Origin of the sequence: Bacillus sp. hwrm1 (genome assembly GCF_040207805.1) — a bacterium.
GTDB classification, from domain to species: Bacteria; Bacillota; Bacilli; order Bacillales; family Bacillaceae; genus Bacillus; species Bacillus velezensis.
Window position 1 is genome coordinate 1501338 of record NZ_CP157943.1, and the last position, 26481, is coordinate 1527818.

Below are 26481 nucleotides of genomic sequence, written 5' to 3' on the forward strand. Positions count from 1 at the left end.
CAGTTTCGATGAAAATACAAAGGGAGTCTTTTTCTCTTTTCAAAAAGACACTGTTTAATTTGCAGAAATTCATGCTGAAAGTGAGTTGATCCGCTTTGGATCTTTTATCAATACAGGACCCGTCATTTCTTAAAAAGATGTCAATTGAACAGCTGGAAGAGCTGAGTGAGGAGATCCGCAATTTCCTCATCACATCGCTGTCTGCCTCTGGCGGCCATATTGGGCCGAACCTCGGGGTTGTCGAGCTGACAATTGCGCTTCACAAAGAATTTGACAGTCCGAAAGATAAATTTTTATGGGATGTCGGACATCAGTCCTATGTTCATAAACTGTTAACCGGACGCGGCAAGGAGTTTGAAACCTTGCGCCAATATAAAGGGCTTTGCGGTTTCCCGAAACGCAGCGAAAGCGAACATGACGTATGGGAAACAGGCCACAGCTCAACCTCGCTCTCAGGCGCGATGGGAATGGCTGCCGCCCGTGATATTAAAGGATCGAAAGAATATATCATCCCGATTATCGGAGACGGCGCTTTAACCGGAGGAATGGCGCTTGAAGCGCTGAACCATATCGGTGATGAGAAAAAAGACATGATCGTCATCCTGAATGATAATGAGATGAGCATTGCGCCGAATGTCGGGGCGATTCATTCTATGCTGGGACGGCTTCGCACGGCCGGCAAATATCAATGGGTAAAAGACGAGCTTGAATATTTATTTAAGCGCATCCCGGCCGTCGGCGGAAAATTGGCTGCCACAGCTGAACGGATAAAAGACAGCTTAAAATATATGCTTGTGTCAGGCATGTTTTTTGAAGAGCTGGGCTTTACGTATTTAGGCCCGGTTGACGGTCATTCCTACCACGAACTGTTTGAAAACCTGCAATACGCCAAAAAAACGAAAGGCCCTGTCCTTTTACATGTCATTACGAAAAAGGGCAAAGGCTATAAACCGGCTGAGACCGACACAATCGGCACATGGCACGGAACGGGGCCGTACAAAATCAATACGGGTGATTTCGTCAAGCCGAAAGCCGCGGCGCCTTCATGGAGCGGACTTGTCAGCGGCACCGTGCAGGAGCTGGCGCGTGAGGATGACAGAATTGTAGCCATTACACCGGCCATGCCGGTCGGCTCCAAACTGGAAGGGTTTGCGAAAGAATTCCCTGAACGCATGTTTGACGTTGGAATCGCAGAACAGCATGCGGCGACGATGGCGGCTGGAATGGCGCTCCAAGGCATGAAGCCGTTTCTTGCGATTTATTCGACCTTTTTGCAGCGGGCGTACGATCAGGTCGTCCATGACATCTGCCGTCAAAACGCGAATGTATTTATCGGCATTGACCGCGCCGGTTTGGTCGGCGCCGACGGGGAGACGCATCAAGGCGTCTTTGACATCGCCTTTTTGCGGCATATACCAAACCTCGTTTTAATGATGCCGAAGGATGAAAATGAAGGCCGCCATATGGTCAATACAGCCCTTAATTATGAGGAGGGTCCGATCGCGATGCGCTTCCCGCGCGGGAACGGGCTCGGCGTAAAGATGGATAAAGAGCTGAAAACCATTCCGATCGGAACATGGGAAGTGCTCCGTCCCGGAAAAGACGCGGTCATTTTAACATTCGGTACGACCATTGAAATGGCGCTGGAAGCGGCTGAAGAACTGCAAAAAGAAGGCCTGTCCGTGCGTGTCGTGAATGCGCGGTTTATAAAACCGATTGATAAACAAATGATGAAGGCCATTCTTAATGAAGGTCTGCCGATTTTAACGATAGAAGAAGCCGTGCTTGAAGGCGGATTCGGCAGCACGATTCTTGAATACGCTCATGACCTCGGCATGTATCATACGCCGATTGACAGAATGGGCATCCCAGACCGGTTTATTGAACACGGCAGCGTAACCGCCCTGCTTGAAGAAATCGGTCTCACGAAGGCTGAGGTTATGAACCGGATCAAACTGCTGATGCCGCCGAAGACACATAAAGGAATTGGATCATGACAGCAAAAAAAGAACGATTAGATGTACTTCTTGTAGAAAAAGGCCTTGCGGAAACGCGGGAAAAAGCGAAACGCGCCATTATGGCGGGCATCGTATACTCAAATGAAAACCGATTGGACAAACCGGGTGAAAAAATCGCCCGGGATCTTCCGTTAACGGTAAAAGGAAACCCTCTTAAATACGTCAGCAGAGGCGGATTAAAGCTTGAAAAAGCTCTGGAAGTGTTTCCTGTCTCGGTAAAAGGCAAAACGATGATTGACATCGGCTCGTCTACAGGGGGATTCACGGATTGCGCCCTCCAAAACGGAGCCGAGCGGTCCTACGCAGTGGATGTCGGCTATAATCAGCTTGCTTGGAAGCTCAGACAGGACGAGAGGGTCGTCGTCATGGAACGGACGAATTTCCGCTATTCCGAGCCTTCCGATTTCACAGAGGGTTTGCCGGAATTTGCGACAATCGATGTTTCTTTCATCTCACTCCGCCTCATTCTGCCGGTTTTAAAAACGCTGCTTGTACCGGGGAGCGATTGCATCGCACTGGTGAAGCCGCAATTTGAAGCCGGACGGGAATCCGTCGGAAAAAAAGGCATTGTCAGAGATCCCGGCGTTCATACTGACGTTCTCCGCCGCATGAATCAATTTGCCGCTTCTGAAGGATATACAGTGAAAGGACTGTCCTTCTCACCGATTACAGGGGGAGACGGCAATATTGAGTTTCTGCTTCATTTGGAATGGGGCGGAGAAGACGGAAACGGCGCTGAACTGCCGGAAGAAGACATTCTCCGTACCGTCCGCGAAGCACATGAGACATTAAAAGCCAAAAAGACAGATGTACCGGAATAATAGGGGGCTATTATTCCTTTTTTCTGCCATCATGTACTTTTTATCAAGAAGCGGTTAACATAATGACAAGAACAGCTTGAAAACAGAGGTGCTTACATGACAAAAGGCCAAAGGCATATAAAAATCAGAGAGCTTATTACAAGCCATGAGATTGAAACGCAGGATGACTTAGTTGACATGCTGAGAGAAGAAGGATATAAGGTAACTCAGGCGACTGTCTCCAGAGACATTAAAGAGCTGCATCTCGTAAAGGTGCCGACAAACAACGGCTCCTACAAATACAGCCTGCCGGCGGATCAGCGGTTCAATCCGCTGTCAAAACTGAAGCGTTCATTAATGGATGCGTTCGTAAAAATTGACTCAGCAAGCCATATGATCGTATTAAAAACGATGCCGGGGAATGCTCAGGCAATCGGCGCTCTGATGGATAATCTCGAATGGGAAGAAATCATGGGCACGATTTGCGGAGATGACACGATCTTAATCATCTGCAGGACGCCTGAAGATACGGAGGGCGTTCAAAGCCGTCTTTTGGAGCTGCTGTAGCGTAATTATCAGATAAAAGGTGGAATGCTGTTTGTTAGCTGAACTATCAATAAAAAACTTTGCCATTATAGAGGAACTGACGATTTCGTTTGAACGGGGGCTCACCGTCCTGACGGGAGAAACAGGGGCCGGCAAGTCAATTATTATAGACGCCGTTTCCCTATTAGTCGGCGGCCGCGGTTCGTCTGAATTTGTCCGTTACGGTGAAACAAAGGCCGAGCTTGAAGGACTGTTTCTTTTGGACAGCGGTCATCCCGTTTTTGAAGTATGCCGTGAGCAGGGAATAGACGCATCTGACGACATGATTGTCATGAGAAGGGACATTAATGCCGGAGGAAAAAGCGTCTGCCGTGTCAACGGAAAATTAGTGACGATTGCGGCTTTAAGGGAGATCGGCAGACTTTTATTAGATATTCACGGACAGCATGATAACCAGCTGTTAATGGAGGACGATAAACACTTAGAGCTGTTGGACAGGTTTGCGGGCGCTGAGGCCGAATCCGCGCTTCAGGCTTACCATGAAGGCTATGAGCGTTATATGAAGCTGCTCAAAAAAGTGAAGAAGCTGTCAGAAAGCGAGCAGGAAATGGCGCATCGGCTAGACCTGATTCAATTTCAGCTTGAAGAAATCGAGTCGGCGAAGCTTGAATTGAATGAAGACGAGCTTCTTCAGGAAGAACGGAAGCAGATATCCAATTTTGAAAAAATTTATGAATCATTGCAAAACGCCTATAATGCGCTCCGCAGCGAGCAGGGGGGGCTTGACTGGGTCGGAATGGCCTCTGCCCAGCTTGAAGATATTTCGGATATCAATGAACCGCTGCAAAAGCTGTCAGAAAGTGTGTCAAGTTCCTATTATCTGCTGGAGGATGCAACCTTTCAGATGCGCAATCTGTTAGATGATCTGGAATATGACCCGGAACGGCTGAATTTTATTGAAACCCGTTTAAATGAGATCAAACAGCTGAAGCGCAAATACGGAGCGACGGTAGAAGACATTTTGGAATACGGCTCTAAAATAGAAGAGGAAATCGATCAAATCGAGAACCGCGACAGCCACCTTGAAGCGCTGAAGAAGGAATTGGAGTCGGTCGGCAAAGATGTGGCCGTAGAAGCCGCCAATTTATCAAAAATCAGAAAAGCATGGGCTAAGAAACTGGCGGAAGCGATTCATCAGGAATTAAAAAGTCTGTATATGGGCAAATCAACGTTTGATACGGAATTTCTCGTGAAAACCGATCCGTCAGCCAGTGAAGCACCGGTTGTTAACGGGCAGCCCGTGCAGCTTACCCAAAAGGGGATTGACCTTGTGAAGTTTTTAATTTCAACAAACACCGGTGAGCCTTTAAAACCGCTGTCAAAGGTCGCTTCCGGAGGCGAGCTTTCAAGGGTGATGCTGGCGATGAAGAGTATTTTTTCTTCCCAGCAGGATGTCACCTCCATTATCTTTGACGAAGTGGACACCGGTGTAAGCGGGCGGGTTGCCCAAGCCATCGCGGAAAAAATCCATAAAGTATCGACCGGTTCACAGGTGCTCTGCATTACACACCTGCCGCAGGTTGCCGCTATGGCGGATACGCACCTTCTAATCGCAAAAGAATTCAAAGACGGCCGGACGACAACGCATGTCACGCCGCTTTCCAAACAGGACAAGGTAGCGGAAATCGGTCGCATGATTGCGGGCGTCGAAGTGACCGATCTGACAAAACGGCATGCACAAGAGCTTTTAAAACAGGCCGGACAGGTAAAAACGACAGGATAAGCTGCTGATACAGGCAGCTTATTTTTTTGTTCCATTTCTCTAACAGTGTATCCAATGTTTTTCTTCGTATGCCGGTTATAAATCAAGCGCAGGAAGGCAAAAGTATAGATGTAGCAGAAAAAGAAAGTGGTGTGGGATAGGAGCGAGGAGAGTGAAGGAATGAATGCACGATAACATGAGGAAAGCAATAGGTGTAATTCTCCTTGTTTCTTTACTAAGTGTAGGCTTTTTTAAGCCATTTAAAGAATATTTACTGATACCATCAGAAATGAGCGTCTTTGAAAACCAGACACAGGCCGTTTCGGTCAATGCATCAATAAGCGCTGAAAAGGGCGAATTATCAGAAGCCTTTACGCTGAAAGAAGAGCACGGCCATGCAAACATAACAGGGCAAACACAAGGCCGGTCGGAAGTAGTATATGATCTTGCCGGATTTCCCATTAAAAAAACGAAAGTGCGTGTCCTTCCAGAATTGAAGGTCATTCCGGGCGGACAGTCCATCGGTGTAAAACTGCATTCAGTCGGTGTTTTGGTCGTCGGTTTTCACCAAGTGATGACAAAGGATGGAAAAAAGTCTCCGGGAGAACAAGCGGGAATTGAATCTGGCGACATCATTATTAAAATGAACGGACATAAAATTGAAAAAATGAGCGACATCGCCCCGTTTATTCAAAAAGCGGGCAAAACCGGTGAATCTTTGGATTTATTGGTGAAACGCGATAAGCAAAAAATCAAAACAAAGCTGATTCCGACAAAGGACGAAGCCGAGGGGAAATATCGAATCGGCCTTTATATCCGCGATTCGGCAGCCGGCATCGGCACCATGACATTTTTTGAACCGAAAACAAAAAAATACGGCGCATTGGGCCACGTCATCTCTGATATGGATACAAAAAAACCGATTGTTGTAGAAGACGGAGAAATCGTCCGTTCAACTGTAACATCGATTGAAAAAGGAAAAGGCGGCAATCCAGGCGAAAAACTGGCAAGGTTTTCGTCAGAACGGAAAACGATCGGCGATATTAACCGCAACAGCCCGTTCGGCATCTTCGGGACACTGCATCAGCCGATTAAAAACAACATTTCCGACAAAGCGCTTCCGATTGCTTTGTCAAATGAAGTAAAAAAAGGACCTGCGCAAATGCTGACGGTTATCGAAAACGATAAAGTAGAGAAATTTGATATTGAAATCGTCAGCACCACGCCGCAAAAATTCCCGGCGACAAAGGGAATGGTGTTGAAAGTGACAGATCCGAAACTGCTGAAAAGAACCGGCGGAATCGTTCAGGGGATGAGCGGAAGCCCGATCATCCAGAACGGAAAGGTCGTCGGAGCCGTAACCCACGTATTTGTCAATGATCCGACAAGCGGCTACGGCGTTCATATCGAATGGATGCTGTCTGAAGCGGGTGTTGATGTTTACGGGAAAGACAAAGCAAGCTGACTGCCGGATGATCCGGCAGTTTTTTTATGTGATGCGTTCTTCACTTCTTTCCTGGATTCATGTAAAATAAGACATGAAGATTTTTCGACAAATTCACGTTTCCTGATTTGTCAAACTTAATTTTTAGTCGAAAAACCTAGAAAATGCTAGAAAAACAAAGATATACCACTATTATTGGTAAATATGGATTTTTTAAAAGGGGAAGTAGTGGTTTTGTCGAATGTAACATGTAGCAGTCAAATGGGTTGCGTCCTGTTAATACATTGGGGGAGGAAGAAACGTGGAGAAAATTAAAGTTTGTGTTGCTGATGATAATCGAGAGCTTGTAAGCCTGTTGAGTGAATATATAGAGGGACAGGATGATATGGAAGTGATCGGCGTTGCTTATAACGGACAGGAATGTCTTTCTTTGTTTAAAGATAAGAATCCAGATGTGCTCGTTTTAGACATTATCATGCCGCATCTGGACGGACTTGCGGTTTTGGAGCGTCTGCGGGAATCAGAGCTCGAGAAGCAGCCGAACGTCATCATGCTGACGGCATTCGGTCAGGAAGACGTTACGAAAAAAGCCGTCGATTTAGGCGCGTCCTATTTCATCCTGAAGCCGTTTGATATGGAAAACCTTGTCGGCCATATCCGCCAGGTAAGCGGAAATGTCAGCAGTGTCACACACCGTGCGCCGTCTGCGCAAAGCAGCATTATCCGCAGCCAGCCTGAGCCGAAGCGGAAAAATCTCGATGCCAGCATTACAAGCATTATCCATGAGATCGGTGTGCCTGCCCATATCAAAGGCTATCTTTATTTGCGTGAAGCCATTTCCATGGTGTATAACGATATTGAACTCCTCGGCAGCATCACAAAAGTCCTTTATCCCGACATCGCCAAAAAATTCAACACGACTGCAAGCCGTGTAGAACGGGCCATCCGCCACGCCATTGAAGTCGCATGGAGCAGGGGAAATATTGATTCCATTTCTTCACTGTTCGGATATACGGTCAGCATGACAAAAGCAAAACCAACCAACTCGGAATTCATCGCGATGGTTGCTGACAAGCTGAGATTGGAGCATAAAGCTTCGTAACGCAAGCTTTTGGCTAGATGTCTTTTTCGCGCCTTCTATTCCGTGCATGAACGCGGAAGAGAAGGCGTTTTGAAATTTTGCTGGCGAAAACAATGGAAATCACTCACGTCGGTACTTGTTCTATACATAAATGCGGGATCTATGCCGTCTACACGTATAATACCGGAGCTGATATTTTAATGATTTTGCCGTCTCTGAAATAAAAGCGGGGGACGCGGCGGCTTAACACAGCTAAGACTTCGTAGCTGATCGTACCGAGCATTTCGGCAATTTCATCAACGGAAATCTCGGCTCCTTGTTGTTTACCGTAGATGACGACTTCTTCTCCTTGTTTGCCCTCATTCTCACCTAAACTGACCATGATCATATCCATTGTCACTCTCCCCGCCACCGGCACCCGTCTGCCGCGGTGAAGAATAAACCCGCGGTTGGACAGGGCGCGGGAGTAACCGTCACCATAGCCGATTGGAATCGTCGCGATGATTTCACCCGGTTCGGCGATATATGTGGCGCCATAACTGACGGTCCGGGGATCTGTCACCATAGCTTTCACATAAGCGATACGCGCCTTTAAACTTAGTGCGGGTGTGAGATCCACGAGGTTCAGTTCCTTTATCGAGGCGGACGGATATAAACCATATAACCCAATGCCTAAACGGATCATGTCGGCGCTGAATTCCGGGAATGCGATAGCGGCGGCTGTATTGCACATATGCACGGTAGGCAGCGTAATGTCTTGATTTTTTAAAAAGCGGAGAAAGCTGATAAACTTTTCGTGCTGCAGCATCGTCAGCTCAGTGTCCGGTTCATCCGCTGTTGAAAAATGTGTAAAGATGCCATCCCATGACAGATATGTACTCGACTTGAGCGCTTTCACCACTGCTAAAAGATCTTCTTCCGTACGCACACCCAGCCGGCCCATTCCCGTATCCACATTGATATGAATGGACAGCCGTTTCGAATCTGCTTCTTTTTCCAATATCCGATTCGCTTTTTTGATCCAGCTGACTTGAAACGCTGATAATGTTATGTTCCAAACGGCAGATTTTTTCACACAGCTGAGAGCTGTGAAGCCGAGCACAAGAATAGGTGCCGTAATTCCCGCTCTCCGTAACACAATTCCCTCTTCGACGCTGGCGACAGCGAGCTCGCTCGCCCCGCTTTCCAGTGCCTGCCGCGCTACTTCCACAGAGCCGTGGCCATAAGCGTTCGCTTTTACGACGGCCATAATTTTAGACGTATTCGGAATATGGCGGCGGATCGCCCGTACGTTCTTTTTTATCGCATCAAGGTCAACTTCAATCCAAACTTCCCGGCAAAGTTTTTTCATCACGATTCCTTCTTTCCTTAATGAGTTTCAGTACTCATGCTTTCAATCTGCATTCTATTCACCTTGAACTGAAATCATTCAAAACAAGGGAAGGTGATCGCTGATGTTTAAAAATCAAGTTTTTGGGAAATCAGTGTGTCTGCTTTATTTATGCTGAAAGGGCTGCATGGCAGCCCTTAAATTGACTTTACAATATTCTGATCTGAAAATTGATGTTCAAACATTTTGGACTGGCTTACAGCATTGTTTTGAATGACAATGCCGATATTTCCCCCTCCGGCACCGAAAACAGTTTTTGATGCAGTCAGCGGACTGATGGATATGGCGCCGCCAACATTGACAACTCCGTTTCCTGATACGTTGTTTATCGTAATCGGGCAACCGCTCATTCTATTTTTTCTCCTTTCTCTCACAGTCTACTAACTATATGTACGCTGTGATATGGAATAAGATTAAACAAAACGGCAAAAAGAATCCGGCTGCTGCCAGCCGGAAAGGGAGGGAAATACGGATGTCATAGTGTTTTCGTTACATTTTGATCAGAGTATTGAGAGCTTGAAGATTGAGATGTACTGGATTGATTCATTTGCAGGACCATCCCTGTATTTCCCCCACCTGAGCCGTAGACGGTTTTTGATACGGTTAAAGGACTTATCGAAAACGCACCGCCGACATTGACAACCCCGTTTCCGGAAAGACTGTTAATCGTAATAGGAAAACCAGCCATCATATACGGTCTCCTTTCTATTAATCTATTTACTATATGTACGCTGTGTGTTAGAAATAGGAGTAAACAAAGCGGTAAAAACTTGTAAATCAAAAAAAACTGCCGGACATCCGGCAGTTTTTTTAGTCTACTTTTCAAACGGCACCCAGCCGCCTGTATTCTGAATCATTTCCCATAACGGTTCAGGAAGTCGGTATTTCTCAATTTCAGATGCTTGAATGGCTTTTTCGATTTCCTGTTCGCGGCCTTCTTTGACCAGCACCGCCCATTCGGGGTTAATCAAAATGACACGTCCCAGAGCCACCAGCGGAATTCCGCTTTCTAATACAGCAAGTGCTTCGTCCGCGGTATAGATGGAACCGACGGCCATCAGCGGCACTTTATGGCCGACGCGTTCGTTTAATAAATCCATCCGCGTCCGTGAAGAATCCGCCCCGCGGCGGGCTTTGGAGTTGACATCCATCAGTGAAATATGCAGATAATCCAAGTTCTCTTCCGCAAGCGCGTCGGCGAACATGAATGTTTCTTTCATTGTAAGCCCCGGTGTTTCCGGCTCTTCCGGTGACAGGCGGTAGCCGAGAACGAATGGATTTTCAGCGTGTGTATCAATTGCCTGTTTGACAGCGTCAACGACTGCAAGCGGGAACGCAAGGCGCTTTTCATCGCTTCCGCCCCAGCGGTCTGTGCGCCGGTTTGTTTTCGGTGAATAAAATTGGTGAATCAGGTATCCGTTTGCCCCGTGAATTTCAACACCGTCAAAGCCGGCTTCAATCGCTCTGCGTGTCGCTTCGCCGAATGCTTTCACGATGTGCTCAATTTCTTGTTCGGTGAGAGCCCGGGACGTTTGTCTCCCGTCTTCTTCTGAGCCGCTCGGACTGACGACGTCGTTGTTTGGCACGAGTTCAGGAGGGCATTCCAATCCTCCGTGGTGAATCTGCACAACGGCTTTCGCTCCTTGAGACTGGATCGCCTGAGCGAGTTTTTTCAAGCCGGGAATGTGAGAATCATCATAGATGCCGGGCTGGCCTGGAAACGCTTTGCCGTCCGGCGTTACGTTTGCACATGCCGTAATGACCATGCCCATTTCTTTTGAACGGGGAGTAATGTAGCTTAATTCACGGTCGGAAATTGTTCCGTCATCATTTGATGAATAGTGTGTCATCGGTGCGACTGAAATACGGTTTGGTATGGTGACGCCGCTTTCGAACGTAAAAGGTTCAAACAGCGGTTTATAAGTTTGCTTCATCATTTCGCCTTCTTCCTTAGGAGTTTAACTCGTCCGTATTCTAGCTTATGTTTTAATTGTGTGCAATTATTTTGCTTGTTCTTCTTCCTGAGGTTATGACCGGCTGAACCATTTAAACGAATGAAACGGTTTTCTCCGTTCCTTTTCAGGATCTTTATATCCTCCTGAAATTTGATGGCCGATCGAGCTGAATATGACAGCGGCGGCGAAGAGGAGAATGATTTTTTTCATATACATATCTTCTTTCTTATCTTTTACAAGGTTATTTATAAGCATACGCTTGTGCGAAAAAACCGTCAATTTGTTTTTATTTATTCTTTTTTCCACTTTCCTGCGGCGAATATCGTTCCGATCTGAATCACAACACTTAACAGAGCGCACACTGCCACAACTGTGTTGCTGTCCATAGAAGACACCCTCCTTTTTGTTAGGTTGATGTATCATATGACAGCTGTCTCTGTTTTGACAAAACCGTAATGCGGTGTTTCATATTTTTCAACACAAAAAGGGCGCTTTTTTAAGCGCCTTTACTTTTTTTTCAGCCGATTCAAAGCGATTTGAACGGCGATGGCGTCATCCAGGTAGCCGATCGGAAACATGTAATCCGGAATGACGTCGGTCGCTAAAATATAATACAGCAGCGCGCTCCCGAGAATCGCGCGGTCTTCAGCCGGTGTTGATTCATCCATATACTGATGATGCATGTTTTTCAAATGATCAATAAAAGGGCCGACGCTTTCTTCATTGTCCATTTTCTTTTGAAACTCATCGCAAATCAGGCGATGGCCCTGCTGGGTTTTGGCATATTGTTCATATCTGGTCAGTTCGCGCTCAATTTGCTCCCGGGAAAAAGGCTGATCAAACATCTCGGCCATATTCAGCATATCCTGAATCGCGTGCATCGGGTCTTGCGGCGCAGCTTCTTTTTCATGGCCGATGTCTATGCCTGACGCCTCAAGCAATTCCTCCAGCGGGGTGCGGAGATGTTTTGAAAATTCCTGAAGATGCTTTAAATTGGCCTTCTGCTTGCCGTTTATAATCCGGGAGATGGTGGCCGTATCAATGTTTGTTAAGGCGCCGAGTTTTCTCATGGAGAGCGAGTGCTTATCAAGCAGTGATTTTAAAAGGGGCCCCAGTGTCGTATTTTTATTTTCTGTCAAGGGTGTCACCTCGTTTCCGCCGGAATGATGATCATTAATCAATAATTTTTGCAGAAAAGGTACCTTTTCTGTGCTGCTGAATAGGATAGTGTAGATTCAACGGCACAACATGTTGAAAAGACATCAAAGAATGGAGAGAAACGAACATGGCTTGGTTATTGATTTTAGGTTTGGCAGTGTCCTCGAGCATTGATAATTTAGGAGTGGGGATGTCATACGGCATCAGAAAAATCAAAATATCGCATGCGTCAAATATGATGATCGCTTTTATCTGTTTTGTATTCAGTTATATCGGAATTTATTTCGGCAAATGGATTTCAGCCGTTTTACCGGGCTTTCTTCCTGTATTACTGGCGGCGTTTATTTTATCTGTCATCGGTATCCGCATCATTCTGCTGGCTGTGCCGAGAAAAACAGCGCGTGTTGGCGCGTCAGGAAAAAAAGGCCGTTTTGCCGGTCTGCTGCAAAATCCGGAGGCAGCGGATGCCGACGGTTCGGGAGAAATCGGTATATTGGAATCCATGGTTCTCGGGGTGGCCGTATCCGCAAATGCGCTGACCAACGGATTAAGCGCGGGGTTGATCGGGCTTTCTCCCGCTGCCATTTCCATCACTGCGGCGGTCGGAAGCTTTCTGACCATATGGATCGGCTGCTCGCTTGGAAAAAAAGCCGCGTCACTGCGCATCGGTTCTTTTCACGTCGGACAGTTCAGCACGGTGCTGAGCGGAGTGATTATTCTCATCATTGCCGCCAATACGCTGCTCTTTTAAGTTGTCCCGTTCATTTTATGAAAAGCTCAAAATAAATATGAATGTTTCTATTCGGGAGAGCGCATGACGCGGCTCTCTTTTTTTGCCGATCTGATATTTTTTCAAAATGAACAGAAAGTCGTCCGTTTCCGTTAAATTCTGCATATTCGGCCTTCAGACAGAACCTTTTTCATAGACTGATCAGCTTGTTTTCTTTCTAAGTTCAGGTAAACAGCAGGTCAGATAGCCTTCATTCCAAATATGGAAAAGCACTGGAGGAATGGAGGCTCCCTTTACAAATCGGTCATTCTGTTCAAAGATAAAGCCGAATGAGAAAACGTGAGGTGATCTGTGTGAAGTCTGTCATACTTCTGATCTTCACCGCATGGCTGTTATCAGGATGCGAGTATACCGCGGAGGCTGATGCGGCGCCGTCATTTACACAGGAAGGAACATTTATAAAAGCGGCCGGAAACGATACGATCGCGGTCGAAATTGACGGAGAAAGGCAAGAGGTGAAGGTGCCTTTCGCTAAGCGGTTTGAATGTCAGTCTCTGCCTGAACATACGGCGGTGCAAATCACCTATAAAAAAGAGAGCAACGGACAATTACGGCTTGAGGAACTGAAAAAAGAAACAGATATGTGAAAACGGGGAGGAAAAAACGTGGGTTTACTGACAAAAAGCGCTGCTGCCTTCGGTGCCGCTCTGCTTCTGCTTGCGCCGTCTGCTTATGCAGCTGAACCTTTGCAAGGGAAAACCATTTATATCGATGCCGGACATGGCGGAGAAGACAGCGGGGCCGGCGGAAATGGACTGCTTGAGAAAAACATCAATTTAGCGGTGTCAAACAAGGTGATCGACAAATTGGAGACAGAAGGCGCAAAACCTGTTGCTTCAAGGACTGACGATACTTTTTTACGTTTGGACGAGCGGGTGGCGAAAGCAAGCGCCAGCCAATCCGATTTATTCGTCAGCCTCCATACGAATTCAGCCGTCTCAACGGCATCGGGCACGGAAACGTATTTTAATTCGACATATGAAGGAGCAGACAGCGAAAGGCTTGCTTCCGACATCCAGCAGCAGCTTGTCACGTCTTTAGGGATGAAGGACAGAGGCGTAAAAGAAGCTCCTTTTTATGTCATTACATATTCAAAGATGCCGAGTGTGCTGGCTGAATTAGGTTTTATCACAAATCCTCAAGATGCGGACAAGCTGAAAAGCGATAACGGACAAGAGCACGCCGCGGACGCCGTTGTAAAGGGAATCGAAACCTATTACAGCGGACGGTAATTATAAAATATGTGTAAATAGCGCCCTCCTTATGTGCATAACGATTATAATAGAGAAAACCGATGACAAACACCTGAGGTGACACATATGACGAATATTTTTGCCCACCGGGGGGCGTCGGGCGACTGCCCTGAAAATACGATGCCCGCGTTCAAAAAAGCGATTGAGGACGGGGCTGACGGAATCGAACTTGATGTACAGATGACAAAAGACGGCCGGATCGTGGTCATTCACGATGAAACCCTCGACCGCACGACGTCTTTGAAAGGATTTGTGAAAGATACGGCGTATGACAAAATCAGAACCGCCGATGCCGCCGGAAAATGGAAAGATGCTTTTAAAGGTGTCAGAATTCCGCTTTTGTCAGATGTGCTGCGTTTTGCGGAACGTGCTGATTTTCTGATAAACATTGAGCTGAAAAACAGTGTATTCCGTTACGAAGGAATGGAAGAAGAAGTGATTAAAAAAGTCAGATATTACGGACTGGAAAAGCGCGTTATTTTTTCTTCATTTAATCATGAGAGTCTCGCGGTTTGCCACGCCCTGGCGCCTGAAATTGAACGGGCGGTGCTGACAATGGATGTGCTGTACCGGCCTGAACGGTATCTTGCCGCCATTCCCGCTTCGGGTTATCATCCGAAGCTCGGTACGCCGGCGGTGAGCGCTGAAGTGATCAAACATCTTGCAAAACACCAAGCGGCGCTCCGTCCGTTCACCGTCAATCGTCCTGAGGATATGAAGCAGCTGATGAAAGCGGGAGCAGACGCAATTTTTACCGATTATCCAAAGCTGGCTGTTTCTATAAAAGAAGAATGCCGCAGCTGAGAAGACTGTTCAGACAGTCTTCTTTTTTTATGGGCGGGAAAAAGGCGGTGCACTCATAACTCGGTCAGCCGGTTCATATATTGTAACAGGGCGTTTTGTGTAAGCGTTATCTTTTATCTTATTGAAAGTGAGGCAAAATTGTGGGAAAAACGGTTATCGTCAGTGCGGCAAGAACGCCGTTCGGAAAATTTGGCGGCGCATTAAAAGAGGTAAAGGCGGCCGAGCTTGGCGGCATCGCCATAAAAGAAGCAATCAAGCGCGCCGCTATCAGTGAAAGCGAAGCGGAAGGAGCGGTGATGGGAATGGTCGTCCAGGCGGGTGCCGGGCAGATTCCGGCACGGCAGGCTGCAAGATATGCCGGGCTTCCGTGGTCCGTTCCGGCTGAAACCATTAATAAGGTCTGTGCATCAGGGCTCAGGGCCGTTACCATCTGTGATCAAATGATCCGGGCGAAAGATGCGGACGTGCTGATTGCAGGCGGAATGGAAAGCATGAGCAACATTCCGTACGCCATTCCGGCTGGCCGCTGGGGTGTGAGGATGGGGGACGGGGTGTTTCAGGATTTAATGGTTCATGACGGGCTGACCTGTGCGTTCGACCAGGTGCATATGGCTGTCCACGGAAGCACTGCGGCCAAAAAGTACGGCATTTCCCGGGATGAACAGGATCATTACGCTCTTTTGAGCCAGCAACGCGCGGCTGAGGCGGCCGAGGCGGGCAAATTGCGTGAAGAAATTGTCCCCGTCACCTGGACCGGCAAAAAGGGCAAACAGCATACCGTTGAAGCGGATGAGGGGCTGCGCCCTGATACGAGCCTTGAGCAGCTTGCAGCGCTCAAGCCAATTTTTACAGCCGACGGAACGGTTACAGCCGGAAACGCTCCCGGTGTAAATGACGGGGCCGGAGCATTTGTGCTGATGTCAGAGGAAAAAGCCGCAAAGCAGCATGTCAGGCCGCTCGCAGCGATACTTGGCTTTGCGTCAGTCGGATTGGAAGCGTGCGAGCTGGCAAGCGCGCCGGGAGAGGCCATCAGCCGGCTCTTGACAAAAACCGGACTGTCCGTTGACGATATTGATTTGTTTGAAGTAAATGAAGCATTTGCGTCCGTCGTGCTGGTGAGTGAAAAAATAGCCGGGTTCAGCCGGGAAAAAGTGAATGTAAACGGAGGGGCAATCGCGTTCGGCCACCCGATCGGCGCAAGCGGAGCGAGAATCATCATGAGTTTAATATACGAATTAAAGCGTCGCGGAGGAGGTTTAGGCATAGCGGCTATATGCAGCGGAGCGGCTCAAGGAGATGCCGTCCTGCTTGAGGTGTACTGATCAAAGGAGGGAGCGCCGGATGAAGATGAAAACAATCATGGTCGCAGGTGCGGGTCAGATGGGAGCAGGCATCGCGCAGACGGCTGCAGAAGCCGGGTTTGCCGTCAAGTTATACGATTGGGAGCCGGAAACGGTAACAAAAGGTCTTCACCGCATAAAGACAAACCTGGAGAAAGAGCAGGCAAAAGGACGGAAGTCACGGCAGGAGACAGATGCCGTTTTCAGCCGTATTTCCCCGGCAGAGCTCACAGAAGCGGGAGATGCTGATTTTGTAATTGAAGCCATTGCAGAAAACAAAAAAGCAAAAGCAGAATTGTTTGACACACTAGATAAAATCTGTCCCCCTCATGCCGTATTGGCAAGCAATACGTCTTCTCTTCCCATTACGGAGCTTGCCGCGGCCACAAAAAGGCCTGAAAAAGTAATCGGCATGCATTTTATGAATCCGGTTCCTGTCATGGAGCTTGTCGAAGTCATCAGAGGACTCGCCACATCGGAAGAAACGGCGGAAACAGTAAAGAAGCTTGCCGTCCGGATGAATAAAACCCCAGTCGAAGTCAATGACTTCCCGGGCTTTATATCTAATCGCATATTAATGCCGATGATTAACGAAGCCGTTTATTGCCTTTACGAAGGAGCAGCTTCAAAGGAAGCGATTGATGAGGTGATGAAGCTCGGCATGCGGCATCCGATGGGTCCTTTAACATTAGCTGACTTCATCGGGCTGGATACGTGCCTTTCCATTATGGAGGTTCTCTATGCGGGGCTCGGAGATCCGAAATACCGCCCATGCCCTCTGCTCAGAAAATATGTCAGCGCCGGCTGGCTCGGCAAAAAAAGCGGGCGCGGTTTTTATGAGTACGGCAGATGACGTAAAGATCATGAGGGGAGACGGCAGCCATGCATTTTACAGAAGAGCACATCATGATGAGAAAAATGGTGCGTGATTTTGCCCGCAAGGAAATCGCGCCGGTGGTTGAGTTCATGGAATCAACAGATGAATTTCCGGAGCGGCTGATTAAAAAAATGGGCGAAGCGGGATTGATGGGCATTCCCGTCCCGGAAGCTTACGGCGGGGCGGGTGCTGATACAACATCTTACATTTTAGCGATTCATGAAATATCAAAAGTCAGCGCGGCCGTCGGCGTCATTTTGTCCGTCCACACATCGGTAGGGACAATCCCGATTTTGCATTTCGGGACAGAAGCCCAAAAACAAACGTATATTCCGAAGCTGGCAGCGGGCGAATATATTGGGGCTTTTGCGCTTACTGAGCCTCAATCCGGATCTGATGCGGGGAGCCTGAAAACAAGAGCCGTGCGAAAAGGCGATTCATATATTCTGAACGGTTCAAAAATCTTTATTACAAACGGCGGAGCGGCAGATCTGTATCTGACATTCGCCATAACCGATCCAGGTAAGGGGAGAAAGGGAATTTCCGCGTTTATCATTGAGAAAAACACACCCGGTTTTTCTGTCGGAAAAAAAGAAAAAAAGCTCGGACTGTTAGGTTCCAATACTGTCGAATTGCAGTTTGACCAAGCGGAAATTCCGATTGAAAACCGGCTCGGCGAAGAGGGCGAGGGCTTTTCAATCGCCATGAAAAACCTTGACGTCGGACGGATCGGCATAGCGGCTCAGGCGCTCGGGATTATCGAAGCGGCGCTCGGCTGCTCGGTGGAGTACGCCAAAACCCGCAGCCAGTTCGGCAGACCCATCGCTTCGAATCAGGCCGTTTCATTTAAATTATCTGACATGGCGACGAATGCGGAAGCTGCCAAATTATTGGTCTATCATGCCGCTGATCTGTATCAGCGAGGGCTTCCGTGCGGAAAAGAAGCATCTATGGCGAAGCAATTCGCGTCCGATGCGGCGATGAAAGCGGCGGTGGAGGCTGTGCAGATTCACGGCGGCTACGGCTATATGAAAGAGTATCCCGCGGAGCGTTTATTTCGGGATGCGAAAGTCACGCAAATCTATGAAGGAACCAATGAGATTCAAAGGCTGATTATTTCTAAGTATCTTCTTCAATAAAAAGTGCGCAAAGGAGCGAAACCATGGAATCTTATTCTCCCGGTTTAGATGGCGTCATTGCGGTGGAAACGGGGATTTCTTTCCTGGATACACAGCAGGGCAGTATTTTAATCAAAGGCCACGATCTGATTGAGCTTTCTAAAACGGCCGGCTATATGGACATTGTTCATCTCTTATTGGAAGACAGACTTCCTGATGTGAAAGAGAAGGCGGCGCTTGAAGAAGACGTTCGGCGCGGCGGACACCTTCCCGAGGAAATCTTGCACATATGCCGTCTGCTGCCCGAACATACTCACCCGATGGACGGATTGAGGACGGGTTTGTCTGCGCTTGGAGGCTTTGACAAGGACATCGATGACCGTTCATCTTCCGTAAATCAGCACCGCGTACGCGGACTGATAGGCAAAATGCCGAATCTGACGGTCAACAGCTATCGAGTCATCAACGGGCTGGAGCCTTTGGCGCCGGTCGGAACCTTATCATACAGCGCAAACTTTTTATATATGATTACCGGAAAAACGCCGTCATCTTTGGAAGAAGAAATCTTCGACCGGTCGCTTCTTTTATACAGTGAGCATGAATTGCCGAACTCAACGTTTACGGCCCGTGTCATCGCTTCGACGCAATCGGATATTTACGGCGCGCTGACCGGAGCCGTCGCCTCGCTTAAGGGAAATCTTCACGGCGGAGCGAACGAAGCGGTTATGTACATGCTTGAAGAAGCGAAGGATACAGACGGGTTTACACAATTATTAACTCAAAAACTCGCAAACAAAGAAAAAATCATGGGCTTCGGCCACCGTGTCTACATGAAAAAAATGGACCCGAGGGCGCTCATGATGAAAGAAGCGTTAAAAAAGCTGTCTGATCTTTCAGGTGATTTCCGTCTTTATCATATGTGTGAAGCCGGCGAAACCGTCATGCGGGAGAAAAAAGGCCTTTATCCGAATTTAGATTACTACGCAGCGCCGGTCTATTACATGCTCGGCATCCCGATACCGCTGTACACGCCTATATTCTTCAGCGCACGGACGGTCGGATTATGCGCCCACGTCATTGAACAGCACAGCCGAAATCGGCTTTTCCGCCCGCGTGTCCGCTATACCGGAGCGCGCCTGTAAACAGATGAGAAAGGAAGATGAAAACATGACAGAACCCCGCCGAATGGACGCTGTAATCGAAGAGATTTCTGACTACGTGCTCCATCAGGAGATTGACAGTTCAGAAGCTTTTACTACGGCAGGACATGTGCTTCTTGATACGATAGGCTGCGGAATTTTGGCGCTCAGCTATCCCGAATGTACAAAGCTGCTCGGCCCGATTGTCCCGGGAACCTCCGTGCCCAACGGCAGCAGAGTCCCGGGCACGCCTTTTGTTTTAGACCCGGTCACGGCTGCTTTTAATATCGGCTGTATCAACAGGTGGCTCGATTATAATGATACGTGGCTTGCGGCGGAATGGGGTCATCCGTCTGACAATCTCGGAGGCATATTGGCTTGTGCGGATTATCTATCCAGAGTGCGGATTTCAGAAGGGAAAGAACCGCTTACCGTGCGCGATGTGCTTTGCGCAATGATCAAAGCGCACGAAATTCAAGGAATTCTCGCTTTGGAAAACAGCTTAAACAGAGTGGGGCTTGACCATGTGCTGTTTGTGAAAGTGGCGACTGCGGCTGTTTGCGCGCAAATGCTGGGCGGCTCAAAAGAGGAAATCAATAACGCCGTATCTCATGCCTGGATTGATAATTCAAGCCTCAGAACGTACCGTCATGCGCCGAATACCGGATCACGCAAATCATGGGCGGCCGGCGACGCGACGAGCAGAGGGGTATATTTGGCCCTTATGGCGCACAAAGGTGAAATGGGGTACCCGACGGCTCTGACCGCATCTGGGTGGGGATTTCAAGACGTATTGTTTAACCGGCAGGAAATGAAGCTTGCCCGCCCGCTTGGGTCTTATGTGATGGAGAATGTTCTGTTTAAAGTATCCTACCCGGCTGAATTCCATGCCCAGACAGCGGCGGAATGCGCGGTCCGGCTTCATCCGGAGGTGAAAGACCGCATCGAAGACATTGACAGGATCACGATTATGACGCATGAGTCGGCAATCCGGATTATCGATAAAAAAGGGCCGCTTCACAATCCGGCTGACCGGGATCACTGCCTCCAGTACATTACGGCAATCGGGCTGCTTTTCGGAGATATCACGGCCGATCATTATGAAGAGGAAACGGCGTCTGACCCGCGAATTGATACATTGCGGAGCAAAATGGAGGTGACGGAACACAAAGCGTACTCAAAAGATTACTTAGACCCGAATAAGCGATCCATATCAAATGCCGTACAGGTGCATTTTACAGACGGCACGGCTACGGGACGGATTGAATGTGAATACCCGCTCGGGCACCGGTTCCGCAGAAAAGAAGCCGTTCCGAAGATTCTTGCCAAGTTTTCAGCAAACATCAGCACTCATTTTTCATTGAAGCAGCAGCGTAAAATCAAAGAGGCCTGCGAACATAGCGGCCGAATGCAGAAGCTCAGCGTTAGTGAATTTATGGACTTATTTCTCGTATAAAATAGGAGGGTGACAAACATGACGTGGATCGTCAGCAAGCAGTCGTCTCAAGAGGAGCTTGCAGAGCGGTTCCGTACGCTGATGGCAGCGCCGGATCTATTGCAGATCCCCGGCGCTCACGATGCGATGGCCGCTCTTATCGCCAAGAAAACGGGGTTTTCGGCTCTTTATTTATCAGGCGCGGCTTACACGGCGAGCAGAGGGCTTCCTGATTTAGGGATCATCACGTCGGCGGAAATGGCTGAACGGGTTAAAGATCTGGTCCGCTCGTCTGATCTGCCCGTCCTTGTCGATATTGACACGGGTTTCGGAGGAGTGCTGAATGCCGCCCGGACGGCGAAAGAAATGTATGAAGCGCGCGCGGCCGCCGTCCAGATGGAGGATCAGCGCCTGCCGAAAAAATGCGGACATCTGAATGGGAAGCAGCTCGTGCCGATTGAAGAAATGGCGCAAAAAATCCAAGCGGTCAAGCGGGCCGCGCCGACTCTTCTTGTTGTTGCGAGAACAGACGCCAGACAGCAGGAAGGATTGGAGGGGGCATTAAAAAGGGCGTCCGCTTATATAAAAGCGGGTGCTGACGCTGTTTTTCCGGAAGCGCTCCAATCCGAAAGTGAATTCAGAGCGTTTTCCAAACAAATCAGTGTGCCGATTCTCGCAAACATGACTGAATTCGGAAAAACGCCGTATTACAGTGCTGATGAATTTTCCGATATGGGCTGTCAGATGGTCATTTACCCGGTCACGTCACTCAGAACGGCGGCCAAGGCTTTTGAGCGTATTTTCCGCCTTCTGAAAGAAGAAGGCTCGCAAAAAGAGGGGCTTTCGGATATGCAGACGAGAAAAGAACTATATGAAACGATCGCTTACGATGACTATGAAGAACTGGATCAATCCATTGCCAAAACGATACTGCCGGACGACTGAAAAAGCCCTTTTTTTTGCAAGGGCTTTTTTTACAGCTTTTTTTTCCTGAACCGCGGGCTGACTTGATTGCGTTTCCGATCTCTGTACAGAATAAACCCGGCCAGAACATAAAGGCCGAACAAAAAAAACGCCAATCCGGCCGCCCCCTGAAGAAAAAGGGACGGAAACGGGGAAAACGCATGCCCGAATAATGCATCTCTCATCAGCTTAATGCCGAGCGCCGCGACAGCGCCGGGGAGGACCAGAATCAAAAGCGCAACAAGCCGGCTCATATTCAGAAAACCCCTTTACGATATGTTTTCCTTTATTGTCCAATCGAAAAAATATTTTGTCAAGAGATCAAAACGTGGTAACATAGGGGTTGTGCAAATTATTGCAACGGGAAATACAGGTGTGCAAATTTTTTCATATAAAGGGGTATCGGGATGCAGAAGGTGCTGATTATAGGTGCTGGTAAAGGAGGCACGGCGCTCCTACAGATTTTGATGAAAACAAAGCTGATCCGGATTATTGCGGTGGTTGATCAAGATCCGGAGGCGCAAGGGCTGCAAGAAGCCCGGAAATATGGAATTGCAACCTCATCAGATTGGAAACCCTACATAACTGAAGATATAGATATTATCATCCATACAACAGGCGATAAAGCGGTCATGGATGAGCTGCTCCATGAGAAAAAAGAACAAACCATCGTCATGCCGGGAAAATTGGCGTACATGGTGTTTCAGCTGATGGAGGAAAAACAGCAGCTTATCCAAATGCTGAAGTCGCAGACGTATAAGCATGACCGGATTTTTAATTCAACGCACGACGGCATGATTTTTATAGACGTCAACGAAACGATCATTTTATTTAATCAGATGGCAGAAAAAATGGTCGGCCAAAAACGGGAGGATGTCATCGGCCGCCAAATTAAAGATGTAGTGCCGAACACAAAGCTGCCGCGGATTCTGGAAACGAGAGAGCCGGAATATAACCAGAAGCAGCTTCTCGGAAAGCACCTGCAGATTGTCACGACAAGACTGCCGATCATTGATGAAGGCGGAAAACTTCTCGGCGCGTTATGCGTGTTTAAAGATATCACCGACGCAGTTGAACTGGCGGAAGAGGTCACGAACTTAAAACAAATCCGCACCATGCTTGAAGCGATTATACAATCATCAGACGAGGCCATTTCTGTCGTTGATGAAAACGGCATCGGAATGTTAATCAACAAAGCGTATACAAAAATGACCGGGCTGTCAGAAAGCGAAGTCATCGGAAAACCCGCTTCCACCGATATCTCAGAAGGGGAGAGCATGCACCTGAAAGTATTGGGGACAAGGCGGCCCGTGCGGGGTGTGAGAATGAAGGTCGGCCCCAATAAAAAGGATGTTATCGTAAATGTTGCCCCCGTTATTGTGGACGGTATTTTAAAAGGCAGCGTCGGCGTCATCCACGACGTGTCAGAAATTAAAACGCTGACTGCTGAGCTGAATCGGGCGCGCCAGATCATCCGCACGCTTGAAGCGAAATACACGTTTGACGACATTATCGGCACGAGTGAACAAATGCTGGTCGCCCTTGAACAGGCGAAGCTCGGGGCGAAAACGCCGGCGACGATTCTGCTGCGGGGAGAATCCGGCACAGGAAAAGAACTTTTCGCCCACGCCATCCATAATGAAAGCGACCGAAAATACAATAAGTTCATCCGGGTCAATTGTGCGGCCTTGTCTGAATCACTGCTAGAATCCGAGCTTTTCGGCTATGAGGAAGGCGCGTTTACGGGCGCGAGGCGCGGGGGCAAAAAAGGACTTTTTGAGGAAGCAAATAACGGCAGCATTTTCTTAGATGAAATCGGAGAGCTGACCCAAAGCACCCAGGCAAAGCTGCTCAGAGTTCTGCAGGAAAAAGAAATTATCAGAGTCGGCGGCGCTAAAGCGATTTCTGTCAATGTCAGAATTATCGCAGCGACAAACGTCAACATCGAAAAGGCCATGGCGGAAGGCGCGTTCCGTGAAGACCTGTATTACCGGATTAACCGCTATCCGATCTCAATCCCGCCGCTTCGGCAGCGCAAAGAAGATATTGAAGCGCTGAGCATTCGGCTCATTGAAAAAATCAATCAGGATTACGGCCGCAATGTAAAGGGGCTTACGCCGAACGCGCTGCGAGCTTTAACAGCCTACAGCTGGCCGGGAAACGTCCGGGAGCTTGAAAATGTTCTCGGACGGGCAATGATATTTTTAGAGCCGCACATGGAACGGATCGAACAGCAGCATCTGCCTGTTTTTGAATCAGAGCTGAATGAAAAAAACGGCACCCAAAGTGATTTTCCGGATGTGGAAGGGGAAAAGCTGTCTCAGGCTGTTGAAAAATTTGAAGCGCACGTCATTCAAAAAACGCTTGAAAAGCATAAATTCAACCGAACCAAAACGGCAAAAGCGCTTGGTGTCAGTATTCGGAATCTGTACTACAAAATGGACAAGTACGGCCTTGCAAATGACGGCATGCAATAAATTGCAGAGAAAGCGCAAACAGCTGCATGTTTTCTTGAAGAAAGCCGGAATAAACCCTCCCGCATATTTGGCACGGAACTTGCATTGTTAAAAGCGGATTCGCACAAGGAAGGTGGTACAAAATGAAGCTGAGAGACCTAGTTGAAAAAGCCGCGGCAAAAAACGCAAAAACCATTGCAGTGGCCCACGCAGCAGATAAAGAAGTGATCCAGGCCGTCAAAATGGCGGCAGAACACTTGTCGGCACGATTTTTACTGACGGATGACAGCGGAAAGCTGAAAGAGCTTCTGGCAAATGAGCCGAAGTTCAATGCTGAAATCATCCACGCCGATTCACCCGAAGAATCTGCGGCAAAAGCAGTGCGCGCAGTGCGTGAACAAGAGGCGGACGTTTTAATGAAAGGGAATCTCCCGAGCTCAACTCTTCTGAAATCGGTTTTAAACCGCCATGAAGGGCTTCGTTCAAAAAGGGTGTTATCACATGTAGCCGTTTTTGAGGTGCCGGACTATGACCGGCTGATGTATGTGACTGATTCAGCGCTGAACATTGCCCCGTCTCTTGAAGAGCTCGGGCATATTCTGCAAAATGCGGTTCATGTCGCACATTCAGTAGGGAACCCTATGCCGAAAGCCGCAGTCCTTGCCGCTATTGAAACGGTTAATCCGAAAATGGAGGCGACCCTTAACGCGGCTGCGATCGTCCAGATGTGCAACAGAGGACAGATTACCGGCTGCATTGCGGACGGACCGCTTGCTTTGGATAATGCCGTATCCCAAGCGGCTGCGCTGCAAAAAGGGATTTCCGGAAGCGTAGCGGGCCAGGCGGATATTCTCTTGGTTCCTTCAATCGAGGCCGGAAATATGCTTTATAAGTCAATGATTTATTTTGCGAAAGCAAATGTTGCTGCCGTCATCGCCGGTGCAAAAGCGCCGATCGCATTAACGAGCAGAGCGGATACCGCAGAAAATAAACTGTATTCAATTGCGCTTGCGATTTGCGCATCACAAGAACAGTAGGAGGAACGAACCTATGGAAATTTTTAAATATATGGAGACTTATGATTACGAACAATTGGTATTCTGCCAAGATGAACAATCCGGATTAAAAGCGATCATCGCGATTCATGATACGACGCTCGGCCCCGCACTCGGCGGAACAAGAATGTGGACATATGACAGTGAAGAAGCGGCGATTGAAGATGCACTAAGACTCGCAAAAGGCATGACTTATAAAAATGCGGCTGCCGGTTTAAACTTAGGCGGCGGGAAAACCGTTATTATCGGAGACCCGCGCAAAGATAAAAATGAAGAAATGTTCCGCGCGTTCGGCCGCTACATCCAAGGCTTAAACGGAAGGTATATTACGGCGGAAGACGTCGGCACCACCGTTGAAGATATGGACATCATTCATGATGAAACAGACTATGTAACCGGAATTTCTCCGGCATTCGGTTCATCAGGAAATCCGTCTCCCGTTACGGCGTACGGCGTCTACAAAGGGATGAAAGCCGCAGCGAAAGCGGCGTTTGGCACTGATTCCCTGGAAGGTAAAACAATTGCCGTGCAAGGCGTGGGAAATGTGGCTTACAATCTATGCCGCCACCTTCACGAAGAAGGCGCTTCTTTAATCGTAACGGATATCAATAAAGAATCTGTTAAACGTGCCGTTGAGGACTTCGGCGCCCGCGCAGTTGATCCCGGCGACATTTACTCACAGGCGTGCGATATTTATGCCCCATGTGCTCTCGGCGCCGTCATTAACGATGACACGATTAAACACCTGAAGGCGAAAGTCATTGCGGGAGCGGCCAATAACCAGCTGAAAGAAACACGCCACGGCGATACCATTCATGAAATGGGAATCGTGTACGCTCCGGATTATGTCATCAATGCAGGCGGCGTCATCAATGTGGCCGATGAGCTTTACGGCTACAATGCTGAGCGGGCTTTGAAAAAGGTTGAAGGCATTTATGCAAATATTGAGCGGGTGCTCGATATTTCCGCGCGTGACGGCATTCCGACATACTTAGCGGCCGACCGTCTGGCTGAGGAACGAATTGAGCGCATGCGCCGTTCAAGAAGCCAGTTTCTGCAAAACGGCCAAAGTATATTAAGCAGACGATAGGAATTTG

At 48.3% G+C, this 26481-nt stretch carries 26 protein-coding genes; 19 read left to right on the forward strand and 7 right to left on the reverse strand.

All coding sequences use genetic code 11. The features are described 5' to 3' along the window. The first annotated feature begins 95 nt into the window (after positions 1 to 95). The 6 genes from dxs (at position 96) to spo0A (ending at position 7672) form a co-directional block, all read left to right on the forward strand. On the forward strand, positions 96 to 1997 hold the full coding sequence (gene dxs / locus ABK447_RS07860) for a 1-deoxy-D-xylulose-5-phosphate synthase (RefSeq protein ID WP_012117963.1): 1902 nt from the start codon (positions 96 to 98) through the stop codon (positions 1995 to 1997). Then, positions 1994 to 2839, forward strand: a complete 846-nt coding sequence (locus tag ABK447_RS07865) for a TlyA family RNA methyltransferase (RefSeq protein ID WP_007612503.1) — start codon at positions 1994 to 1996, stop codon at positions 2837 to 2839. The genes dxs and ABK447_RS07865 overlap by 4 nt, the downstream gene beginning before the upstream one ends. A 96-nt stretch (positions 2840 to 2935) precedes the next feature. Then, positions 2936 to 3385, forward strand: coding sequence for a transcriptional regulator AhrC/ArgR (gene ahrC / locus ABK447_RS07870; protein WP_003153173.1), 450 nt, complete (start codon positions 2936 to 2938; stop codon positions 3383 to 3385). Positions 3386 to 3416: 31 nt separating this feature from the next. Beyond that, complete coding sequence (recN, locus tag ABK447_RS07875) at positions 3417 to 5147, forward strand: DNA repair protein RecN (RefSeq protein WP_007408359.1); 1731 nt, start codon at positions 3417 to 3419, stop codon at positions 5145 to 5147. 163 nt (positions 5148 to 5310) lie between these two features. Then, positions 5311 to 6591 (forward strand): SpoIVB peptidase, encoded by a 1281-nt coding sequence (gene spoIVB / locus ABK447_RS07880; RefSeq protein WP_043020798.1) that lies wholly within the window; start codon positions 5311 to 5313, stop codon positions 6589 to 6591. 280 nt (positions 6592 to 6871) lie between these two features. Further along, positions 6872 to 7672, forward strand: coding sequence for a sporulation transcription factor Spo0A (spo0A, locus tag ABK447_RS07885; protein WP_003153177.1), 801 nt, complete (start codon positions 6872 to 6874; stop codon positions 7670 to 7672). Positions 7673 to 7820: 148 nt separating this feature from the next. Here the strand turns inward: spo0A and alr are convergent, their stop codons facing one another. The 6 genes from alr to ABK447_RS07915 all read right to left on the reverse strand — a co-directional run bounded on the left by alr (position 7821) and on the right by ABK447_RS07915 (position 12135). After that, positions 7821 to 9002, reverse strand: a complete 1182-nt coding sequence (gene alr / locus ABK447_RS07890) for an alanine racemase (RefSeq protein ID WP_094031829.1) — start codon at positions 9000 to 9002, stop codon at positions 7821 to 7823. Between the two features lie 176 nt (positions 9003 to 9178). Further along, complete coding sequence (locus ABK447_RS07895) at positions 9179 to 9391, reverse strand: spore germination protein (RefSeq protein WP_003153181.1); 213 nt, start codon at positions 9389 to 9391, stop codon at positions 9179 to 9181. Between the two features lie 125 nt (positions 9392 to 9516). After that, entirely contained in the window at positions 9517 to 9729 is a 213-nt protein-coding gene (locus ABK447_RS07900) for a spore germination protein (RefSeq protein ID WP_007408362.1), read from the reverse strand. A gap of 127 nt (positions 9730 to 9856) precedes the next feature. Continuing rightward, on the reverse strand, positions 9857 to 10975 hold the full coding sequence (locus ABK447_RS07905) for an NADH-dependent flavin oxidoreductase (RefSeq protein WP_033574248.1): 1119 nt from the start codon (positions 10973 to 10975) through the stop codon (positions 9857 to 9859). A gap of 93 nt (positions 10976 to 11068) precedes the next feature. Further along, a complete protein-coding gene (locus tag ABK447_RS07910) occupies positions 11069 to 11206 on the reverse strand; it encodes a hypothetical protein (RefSeq protein ID WP_014470646.1) in 138 nt (45 codons plus the stop codon). Positions 11207 to 11502: 296 nt separating this feature from the next. After that, positions 11503 to 12135 carry a helix-turn-helix domain-containing protein gene (locus ABK447_RS07915; RefSeq protein WP_007408365.1) on the reverse strand — a complete coding sequence of 211 codons (633 nt, stop codon included), beginning with the start codon at positions 12133 to 12135 and terminating at the stop codon, positions 11503 to 11505. 146 nt (positions 12136 to 12281) lie between these two features. Here ABK447_RS07915 and ytaF point away from each other — a divergent pair, with 146 nt between their 5' ends. From ytaF to prpB, 10 genes are all read left to right on the forward strand, one after another. Then, positions 12282 to 12905 carry a sporulation membrane protein YtaF gene (gene ytaF, locus ABK447_RS07920; protein WP_007408366.1) on the forward strand — a complete coding sequence of 208 codons (624 nt, stop codon included), beginning with the start codon at positions 12282 to 12284 and terminating at the stop codon, positions 12903 to 12905. A gap of 308 nt (positions 12906 to 13213) precedes the next feature. Further along, entirely contained in the window at positions 13214 to 13531 is a 318-nt protein-coding gene (locus ABK447_RS07925) for a hypothetical protein (RefSeq protein ID WP_014721488.1), read from the forward strand. Positions 13532 to 13549: 18 nt separating this feature from the next. Next, entirely contained in the window at positions 13550 to 14176 is a 627-nt protein-coding gene (locus ABK447_RS07930) for an N-acetylmuramoyl-L-alanine amidase (protein WP_025284986.1), read from the forward strand. Between the two features lie 87 nt (positions 14177 to 14263). Next, on the forward strand, positions 14264 to 15001 hold the full coding sequence (locus ABK447_RS07935; protein ID WP_015240188.1) for a glycerophosphodiester phosphodiesterase: 738 nt from the start codon (positions 14264 to 14266) through the stop codon (positions 14999 to 15001). Positions 15002 to 15141: 140 nt separating this feature from the next. After that, entirely contained in the window at positions 15142 to 16323 is a 1182-nt protein-coding gene (locus ABK447_RS07940; RefSeq protein ID WP_033574140.1) for an acetyl-CoA C-acetyltransferase, read from the forward strand. A gap of 19 nt (positions 16324 to 16342) precedes the next feature. Continuing rightward, entirely contained in the window at positions 16343 to 17194 is an 852-nt protein-coding gene (locus ABK447_RS07945; protein ID WP_033574139.1) for a 3-hydroxybutyryl-CoA dehydrogenase, read from the forward strand. A 29-nt stretch (positions 17195 to 17223) separates the two neighbouring features. Then, entirely contained in the window at positions 17224 to 18357 is a 1134-nt protein-coding gene (locus tag ABK447_RS07950) for an acyl-CoA dehydrogenase (RefSeq protein ID WP_033574138.1), read from the forward strand. Between the two features lie 23 nt (positions 18358 to 18380). After that, positions 18381 to 19478, forward strand: coding sequence for a citrate synthase (gene mmgD, locus ABK447_RS07955; RefSeq protein ID WP_033574137.1), 1098 nt, complete (start codon positions 18381 to 18383; stop codon positions 19476 to 19478). Positions 19479 to 19503: 25 nt separating this feature from the next. Then, the gene (locus ABK447_RS07960) at positions 19504 to 20931 is read left to right on the forward strand and encodes a bifunctional 2-methylcitrate dehydratase/aconitate hydratase (RefSeq protein ID WP_161936392.1); all 1428 of its coding nucleotides are present in this window, start codon (positions 19504 to 19506) and stop codon (positions 20929 to 20931) included. Between the two features lie 18 nt (positions 20932 to 20949). Further along, on the forward strand, positions 20950 to 21855 hold the full coding sequence (gene prpB / locus ABK447_RS07965) for a methylisocitrate lyase (protein ID WP_015417790.1): 906 nt from the start codon (positions 20950 to 20952) through the stop codon (positions 21853 to 21855). 29 nt (positions 21856 to 21884) lie between these two features. Here the strand turns inward: prpB and ABK447_RS07970 are convergent, their stop codons facing one another. Beyond that, the gene (locus ABK447_RS07970; RefSeq protein ID WP_007408378.1) at positions 21885 to 22127 is read right to left on the reverse strand and encodes a DUF2627 domain-containing protein; all 243 of its coding nucleotides are present in this window, start codon (positions 22125 to 22127) and stop codon (positions 21885 to 21887) included. A 153-nt stretch (positions 22128 to 22280) separates the two neighbouring features. Between ABK447_RS07970 and ABK447_RS07975 the strand changes: the two genes are divergently transcribed. The 3 genes from ABK447_RS07975 (at position 22281) to bcd (ending at position 26474) form a co-directional block, all read left to right on the forward strand. Further along, complete coding sequence (locus ABK447_RS07975; protein WP_100001553.1) at positions 22281 to 24350, forward strand: sigma-54-dependent Fis family transcriptional regulator; 2070 nt, start codon at positions 22281 to 22283, stop codon at positions 24348 to 24350. Between the two features lie 122 nt (positions 24351 to 24472). Further along, positions 24473 to 25366 carry a phosphate butyryltransferase gene (yqiS, locus tag ABK447_RS07980; protein ID WP_100001552.1) on the forward strand — a complete coding sequence of 298 codons (894 nt, stop codon included), beginning with the start codon at positions 24473 to 24475 and terminating at the stop codon, positions 25364 to 25366. Positions 25367 to 25379: 13 nt separating this feature from the next. Beyond that, positions 25380 to 26474 (forward strand): branched-chain amino acid dehydrogenase, encoded by a 1095-nt coding sequence (gene bcd, locus ABK447_RS07985; RefSeq protein ID WP_043020804.1) that lies wholly within the window; start codon positions 25380 to 25382, stop codon positions 26472 to 26474. The last annotated feature ends 7 nt before the right edge of the window (positions 26475 to 26481 follow it).

Bases quoted from the DNA above. Each gene is read 5' to 3' on its own strand.
- ABK447_RS07925 (WP_014721488.1), top strand. From the start codon at position 13,214: ATGAGAAAACGTGAGGTGATCTGTGTGAAGTCTGTCATACTTCTGATC.
- ABK447_RS07935 (WP_015240188.1), top strand. From the start codon at position 14,264: ATGACGAATATTTTTGCCCACCGGGGGGCGTCGGGCGACTGCCCTGAA.
- ABK447_RS07945 (WP_033574139.1), top strand. From the start codon at position 16,343: ATGAAGATGAAAACAATCATGGTCGCAGGTGCGGGTCAGATGGGAGCA.
- ABK447_RS07900 (WP_007408362.1), bottom strand. From the start codon at position 9,729: ATGGCTGGTTTTCCTATTACGATTAACAGTCTTTCCGGAAACGGGGTT.
- ABK447_RS07960 (WP_161936392.1), top strand. From the start codon at position 19,504: ATGACAGAACCCCGCCGAATGGACGCTGTAATCGAAGAGATTTCTGAC.
- ahrC (WP_003153173.1), top strand. From the start codon at position 2,936: ATGACAAAAGGCCAAAGGCATATAAAAATCAGAGAGCTTATTACAAGC.
- ABK447_RS07910 (WP_014470646.1), bottom strand. From the start codon at position 11,206: ATGAAAAAAATCATTCTCCTCTTCGCCGCCGCTGTCATATTCAGCTCG.
- prpB (WP_015417790.1), top strand. From the start codon at position 20,950: ATGACGTGGATCGTCAGCAAGCAGTCGTCTCAAGAGGAGCTTGCAGAG.
- ABK447_RS07970 (WP_007408378.1), bottom strand. From the start codon at position 22,127: ATGAGCCGGCTTGTTGCGCTTTTGATTCTGGTCCTCCCCGGCGCTGTC.
- spoIVB (WP_043020798.1), top strand. From the start codon at position 5,311: ATGCACGATAACATGAGGAAAGCAATAGGTGTAATTCTCCTTGTTTCT.
- bcd (WP_043020804.1), top strand. From the start codon at position 25,380: ATGGAAATTTTTAAATATATGGAGACTTATGATTACGAACAATTGGTA.
- mmgD (WP_033574137.1), top strand. From the start codon at position 18,381: ATGGAATCTTATTCTCCCGGTTTAGATGGCGTCATTGCGGTGGAAACG.
- ABK447_RS07895 (WP_003153181.1), bottom strand. From the start codon at position 9,391: ATGAGCGGTTGCCCGATTACGATAAACAACGTATCAGGAAACGGAGTT.
- alr (WP_094031829.1), bottom strand. From the start codon at position 9,002: ATGAAAAAACTTTGCCGGGAAGTTTGGATTGAAGTTGACCTTGATGCG.
- yqiS (WP_100001552.1), top strand. From the start codon at position 24,473: ATGAAGCTGAGAGACCTAGTTGAAAAAGCCGCGGCAAAAAACGCAAAA.
- ABK447_RS07950 (WP_033574138.1), top strand. From the start codon at position 17,224: ATGCATTTTACAGAAGAGCACATCATGATGAGAAAAATGGTGCGTGAT.
- ytaF (WP_007408366.1), top strand. From the start codon at position 12,282: ATGGCTTGGTTATTGATTTTAGGTTTGGCAGTGTCCTCGAGCATTGAT.
- ABK447_RS07975 (WP_100001553.1), top strand. From the start codon at position 22,281: ATGCAGAAGGTGCTGATTATAGGTGCTGGTAAAGGAGGCACGGCGCTC.
- ABK447_RS07905 (WP_033574248.1), bottom strand. From the start codon at position 10,975: ATGAAGCAAACTTATAAACCGCTGTTTGAACCTTTTACGTTCGAAAGC.
- ABK447_RS07865 (WP_007612503.1), top strand. From the start codon at position 1,994: ATGACAGCAAAAAAAGAACGATTAGATGTACTTCTTGTAGAAAAAGGC.